8 protein-coding genes are annotated in these 5,425 nt (G+C 39.7%); all 8 read left to right on the top strand.

Features of this window, described 5'->3' with window-relative positions; translation table 11 throughout:
• The first annotated feature begins 985 nt into the window (after nt 1–985).
• Nucleotides 986–1,135, top strand: coding sequence for a hypothetical protein (locus ACFILT_RS03335; RefSeq protein WP_375679375.1), 150 nt, complete (start codon nt 986–988; stop codon nt 1,133–1,135).
• Nucleotides 1,136–1,293: 158 nt separating this feature from the next.
• Nucleotides 1,294–1,488, top strand: a complete 195-nt coding sequence (locus tag ACFILT_RS03330) for a hypothetical protein (RefSeq protein WP_375679374.1) — start codon at nt 1,294–1,296, stop codon at nt 1,486–1,488.
• Between the two features lie 388 nt (nt 1,489–1,876).
• On the top strand, nt 1,877–2,233 hold the full coding sequence (locus ACFILT_RS03325) for a hypothetical protein (RefSeq protein ID WP_375679577.1): 357 nt from the start codon (nt 1,877–1,879) through the stop codon (nt 2,231–2,233).
• 231 nt (nt 2,234–2,464) lie between these two features.
• Nucleotides 2,465–2,830, top strand: coding sequence for a hypothetical protein (locus ACFILT_RS03320; protein WP_375678738.1), 366 nt, complete (start codon nt 2,465–2,467; stop codon nt 2,828–2,830).
• A 13-nt stretch (nt 2,831–2,843) separates the two neighbouring features.
• On the top strand, nt 2,844–3,995 hold the full coding sequence (locus ACFILT_RS03315; RefSeq protein WP_375679576.1) for a DUF6990 domain-containing protein: 1,152 nt from the start codon (nt 2,844–2,846) through the stop codon (nt 3,993–3,995).
• Between the two features lie 89 nt (nt 3,996–4,084).
• On the top strand, nt 4,085–4,459 hold the full coding sequence (locus tag ACFILT_RS03310; protein WP_375679575.1) for a hypothetical protein: 375 nt from the start codon (nt 4,085–4,087) through the stop codon (nt 4,457–4,459).
• 10 nt (nt 4,460–4,469) lie between these two features.
• Nucleotides 4,470–5,045, top strand: coding sequence for a hypothetical protein (locus ACFILT_RS03305; protein WP_375679574.1), 576 nt, complete (start codon nt 4,470–4,472; stop codon nt 5,043–5,045).
• A gap of 15 nt (nt 5,046–5,060) precedes the next feature.
• Nucleotides 5,061–5,237, top strand: a complete 177-nt coding sequence (locus ACFILT_RS03300; RefSeq protein ID WP_273790878.1) for a hypothetical protein — start codon at nt 5,061–5,063, stop codon at nt 5,235–5,237.
• The last annotated feature ends 188 nt before the right edge of the window (nt 5,238–5,425 follow it).

The following is a 5,425-nucleotide window of genomic DNA, read 5'->3' as shown; positions in this document are numbered from 1 at the left end:
GTTGAACAAAATGATACGGCAATTAGAAGAAGAGGTTGAGCAGAAAGGAGCTCCCGTCATATTATACGATGTGAGTGAGGGGAAAGTGAGCGAGGGGAAAATGAGCGAGGGGAAAAAGTGAAGAGAGGCTTTCGTTGAGCCTTGCCTTTGACTTGTTCATTAAGGTGCATGGGGTGCACTTCTCGTTTTATGCTTTTTTATATTTGTGTCGTGTTTTTTAAAAGAATTGAGGCTCTTGCTTGAGTTGGTGCTCTTGCTTGAGTGCTGAGAGGAAAGTGAAGAGGGCTTTTGTTGAGCCTTGCCTTTGACTTGTTCATTAAGGTGCATGGGGTGCACTTCTCGTTTTATGCTTTTTTATATTTGTGTCGTGTTTTTTAAAAGAATTGAGGCTCTTGCTTGAGTTGGTGCTCTTGCTTGAGTGCTGAGAGGAAAGTGAAGAGGGCTTTTGTTGAGCCTTGCTTTTGACTTGTTCATTAAGGAGCATGGGGTGCACTTCTCGTTTTATGCTTTTTTATATTTGTGTCGTGTTTTTAAAAGAATTGAGGCTCTTTCTTGAGTTGGTGCTCTTGCTTGAGTGGGGCTTTTGCTTGAGTGGGGCTTTTGCTTGAGTGGGATTCTTGCTTGAGTGGGATTCTTGCTTGAGTGCTGGGGGGAAAGTGAAGAGGGGCTGCTCTTGGACTTTACTTGCTGTTTCTGTTCTCTTAAAGAGAGAAAATCTTGTAATTTATTTTCTTTTTATCAAGCATAAAAATGTGTTTTACCAAGCGATATTGAGAGCGAAAAATCTATACTTAAAGCAAAAGATATTCTGGTGTTTGGGGAAGAAAAGCCCATTTTTTGCAGGTGGAGAGGCAAAACGCACAGAGAAGGTGAGCCAAAAGCACACGTTTTGATCAAGATGGAAAGTGTAACAGTGCTTTTAAAAAGCTTGGGGTAGAGGGGGAAAATTGAAAGAAAAGAGGGACATCTATTTATTTACGAGACCGTGAAGGACAGTTTCTCATCTCTGGATGAAAAAGGTTTTGTGCAATTTGATTATGGAATTGTGAGAGGCGCTGGTATTCATGCGGCGGCTTGCCAAATGATTAATCCTTATCATTTTAGGGCTTTATCATTTTGGGGGGGGCCAGATTGACAACGAGGCATTGAGGCAAAGGGCTGGATTTTAAGGCAAAGAGATTGAAAATTTTTGAGGAAAAGATAAGCGTAGGGCGTTTACGTCGTGTGCTTGAGGAAGCTTTAGATAAGGGCGATGACTGAGGTTGATCTTGGCCGCGTGTTTGGGCTTTCAATATGGGGGCACCACCTTGGGGAAAGGAAATTGTTCTATCTCTCAAGTGGCTTCTTCTTTACTTGCACACCCTTGTGGTTTTGACATTGCTTGGTGATGTTAACATTTGGCAGCTTTCTCATAAAAGCTTTATGGAAGGTGAAAGTTTGGGCTTTGAAAAAAATATCGAAAAAATCAATTTGGGCCGGTTTTGTTGATGATTTAAATCGTCATAAAGACAAAGCAACTTCGTTACGATTTTCTTGCACTCGTTTGCTTCTTCTTTGGAAAGCAGCTTATCTTCCTGAAAATAAAAAGAGCACTTAGAATTTTAGAGTCAGAGACCCAAATTTGTGCAATAGAAGAAGATATTTTTATGAAAATTTGATCGACGAGAAAAGAGAAGCCTTAAGATAATAGGGGGTACACTGTGAGTGATGAAAACATGATGTTTGAAGTTGATGAAAAAAAAGCACCCCTGATATTGTCTTTATAAAAGATGAGGGATACAAACGCTTGATATTGATGAACCCTCATCCATTGGTGAGGACGAAAGCTTCGGTTCATGAAAATGGCTTAAAAATTGAGACAAATGAGGGGTAAAAAATGAGGGGCAATGGAAAAAATGCATCATTGGATGAAGAGTTACGGTCTTTTTCGCTGGAAGAAGCGTTTTTGACAAGCAAAAATTATAAAGTCATCTTTTGCATTGCTTTCATTGTGTCAGCTTTTATAATGGCATTCTTTATGTTTTTTAAGTGGGATTTGACAGGGTGGTGGAATTATATCCTGTTCATTTTAACATTAATATTGGTTTTTATATCAGCGCTTCTTTTTGTACTCATTCCTGTTGCCTTTGTGGTCCGTATCATCTTTACGCGTTTGTTGAAAAAAAAGATCGAGCAGTTGGAGCAAGCAATCTGGCAGCGAAGAAAAACCGCTTCTCAACAAAACAGCGCGTGAAGGGAGGGCAGAAAATGAATACTGGTCTTTTATATATTCTCATGCGTTGTAGGAGAGCACTTCTATTCGTGCGATGTTTGAAGGTGATGGAAAAAAATGCACCCTTGATATTGTCTTTATAAAAGATGAGGGATACAAACGCTTGATATTGATGAACCCTCATCCATTGAGAGGACGAAAGCTTCGGTTCATGAAAATGGCTTGAAAATTGAAACAAATGAGGGATAAAAAATGAGGGGCAATGGAAAAAATTCACCATTGGATAAAGAACCACGGTCTTTTGCGCTTGAAGAAGCGTTTCTGACACGCAAAAATTATAAAGTCATCTTTTGTATTGCTTTCATTGTGGCAGCTTTAAGAATGGCTCTTCGCTTCGTCCCCATGTTGCTTGGGTGGACGTTGGCGGAGTGGGAAGGGGATGTCGTGGCAGCTCTCTCGTTAATTATGGAGCTTATATCATGGTTTATTTTTTTGTTCATCCCTGTTGCCTTTGTGGTTCGTATCATTTTCACGGTTCTGTTGAAAGAAAAGATCGATATGTTGGAGCAAGCAATCTGGAAGCGGAGAAAAACCGCTTCTCAACAAAACAGCGCATGAAGGGGCGGAGAAAATGATAGATGTTAAAATGATGGATATTATTGTTGTACTCTCGTGGGGTGTGGGCTTGACGCTTTTCACGCTGCTTTCTGCCGTGGTCGTGATGTTTATTTGGGCATTGTATTACTCTACTTTCAAGCGGGTGAGACTGTATTGCCAAGTGACAAAAGAATTAAGCCGCGTGCTTGAACAACCTGTCGTTTTTGAGCCGTCTAGTGGGGAAATGCCGATGATTAAGCCGTTATCTGAGGAAAAAGAGTTTTCTCTTTCTGATGAGGAAATCTTAACGATGGAAAGTGCAACGGCGCTTTTAAAGAGTTTGGGGTGGAAGGTGGAAATTGAAGGAAAAGGAGATCATTTGTCCACCTATTATTTACCAGATCGTGAAGTGCAGTTTCTTTATAATGCTGAGAAGGGGTATCCGCGATTTGATTGTGCAATTGCGGTGGTTTCTGGTATCCATGCGGCGGCTTGCCAAACAATAGACCCTTATAATTCTGGAGGTTTGATTGCTCTTGAATTGAGTTTTGATGTGAAGGGGTTGGAAATTTTTGAAGAAAAGGTAAGCGTTGGATGTTTACGTCGTGCACTCGAGAAGGCTTTAGAAAAGGCAATGACTGAGGTTGATCTTGGCAAGATGCTTCGCTCTCAATATAGAATCTTGCCTTGGGAAAACAAAACTGTGGTCTCTCGGTTGGCTTCTTATTCCCTGCGTTATCTTGCGGCTCTGGCTTTGATGGGTGATGTTGAAACTTTACACTCTTATCAGAAAAGCTTTATGGAAGGTGAGAAGCTGGGCTTTGAAACAAGCATCGAAGAAGAGCATCTGGAACGCGCAATGGTGATCGCTCAAGCGGTAGAAAAGACAAAGCAACCCAGTTACGATTTGCTTCAACAGGCGGCAAAGGATTTTTCCATGGAGGTAGAAAGCTATGAATATTTTAGAGCTACAGATCCCAATTTGTGCAATAGAAGAAGAGATTCTTATGAAAAATTGATCGAGGAAAAAAGAGAAGAATTAAGGCAACAGGGATATTTTGTTTACGAAAAGGACGCGATTTGTGAGGTTGATGGAAAAAACTATCGTCCTCATATTCTTTACATAAAGGATGGGGAGTTAGAATATATGGATGTAGAAATTAGGATTGATGAAAAAATTTATTGAGAAAAAATAAAGAGTTTAGATAAATTAAAAAGAGCTTAAACCTAAAAATAATGCGTAAAAAGCGCGAAACGTAAAAGCAGAGGGGAACAATGCAGGAGAAAAAAGCAACATTTGAAGAGTCTTTCTTTTCATTTAGAAAATTTATGGTGTCTTCAGTGGAAAGGCGTAAAGAGGTGGGACGGTGTAAAATAATAGGGTGCCGCTTTTTCATCATGTTTTGTACCTGCCTTATCATGATGGCTTTAGAAGTTCCTGCGGGTGCAAAATCTCTGGTACAGCCGTTGCAATGGACAAGATGGGAAGGAATTGGTTCTCTTATTTTTCTCTTACCAGTGTTGATATGGTTTTGTCTTCTCACACCCCTTCCTATTTTGTGGGGCATTTGTCGTTTTAAAGAGCGTAAATTGGAAAAAATAAAGAAAAAACTAAAAGAAAAAATAAAGCAGCAAGAGATTAATCAATGAGGTTATACACATGAGGAGTGAGGCCGCGGTTTTTATTTTGTTTCTGCCGATTGGATGTTTTTTTCTAAATGCAGTTACAGTTTTTGCCATTTTTGTGAATATGATTATTGTGGTGCCTTATTATTCTTTAATCAAGCGTTTGAGGCTCTATTACAGAGTGAAAAAACAAAGACGTTTGATGAAAGAACATCCACAGCGTTTTTGTTTCTTTGAAAAAAGCGGAAAAGAAAAAGAGAGTGTGCCGCAAAACTTAGCACTAGAAACACAGATAAGTTTCTATTCGTTAAAAAAATGGCTCGCTTTTTCACGCAAAGATTATATCCTCCACGCATGCCTCTCTTTCATCATTATATTTTTCAAAGCTTATGTCTATGTGATTTGCTCTAAAGGGATAGCTGCTAAGGTAGATGAGAGCAGATTTGAATATATTATCATTCTCTTGTTTTTCTGGTTTTTTTTATCGGTATGTATTTTTGCAACGATCCCTGTTGTTGTGATCCTTCGTGAAATTTTAACCCATCGATTGAAAAAGAAGATTCAGCAGTTGGAAGAAGTGACTGAAGCAACCCAATCAATCAATTTATAAAGAGAAGGGGATAAAATGCATTACGAAATGGCGGCAGCTTGGACGGTGATTTTGATCATTCTGCTGGGGGGTGTTTTTGATTTTTTCTTAACAATACCCATTGTGGCACTGTATATTTCTTTTATCAAGCGTTTGATCTCGTATTACAAGGTTACCAAACAATTAAACGCAGCGCTGAAAAAGCGCATGTAGTGCTCGTGTCATGGGGGGCATAAGTTTTAGATCATGCCATTGCTTCATGACTTGGGAGCAGGGCATCGATTGTTTTTCTCATTTTACGCTGATCTCTGGGGGAAAAAGGCTGTTGGCAATGAATAGGCTGGTGATAGGTTTGTAATAGGCTTTAATGGGGCGGTTGATCGGCAGTTTGCTTGTTTTCT

Source organism: Bartonella sp. AP7XZML (assembly GCF_042195745.1).
GTDB lineage: Bacteria > Pseudomonadota > Alphaproteobacteria > Rhizobiales > Rhizobiaceae > Bartonella.
Note: the sequence above shows the minus strand (reverse complement) of the source record. Positions and strands in the feature narration are given on the sequence as shown.

Excerpts from the sequence above, each read along its gene's own strand:
- ACFILT_RS03315 (WP_375679576.1), top strand. The coding sequence starts at position 2,844 with ATGATAGATGTTAAAATGATGGATATTATTGTTGTACTCTCGTGGGGT.
- ACFILT_RS03330 (WP_375679374.1), top strand. The coding sequence starts at position 1,294 with ATGGGGGCACCACCTTGGGGAAAGGAAATTGTTCTATCTCTCAAGTGG.
- ACFILT_RS03325 (WP_375679577.1), top strand. The coding sequence starts at position 1,877 with ATGAGGGGCAATGGAAAAAATGCATCATTGGATGAAGAGTTACGGTCT.
- ACFILT_RS03300 (WP_273790878.1), top strand. The coding sequence starts at position 5,061 with ATGCATTACGAAATGGCGGCAGCTTGGACGGTGATTTTGATCATTCTG.
- ACFILT_RS03305 (WP_375679574.1), top strand. The coding sequence starts at position 4,470 with ATGAGGAGTGAGGCCGCGGTTTTTATTTTGTTTCTGCCGATTGGATGT.
- ACFILT_RS03320 (WP_375678738.1), top strand. The coding sequence starts at position 2,465 with ATGAGGGGCAATGGAAAAAATTCACCATTGGATAAAGAACCACGGTCT.
- ACFILT_RS03310 (WP_375679575.1), top strand. The coding sequence starts at position 4,085 with ATGCAGGAGAAAAAAGCAACATTTGAAGAGTCTTTCTTTTCATTTAGA.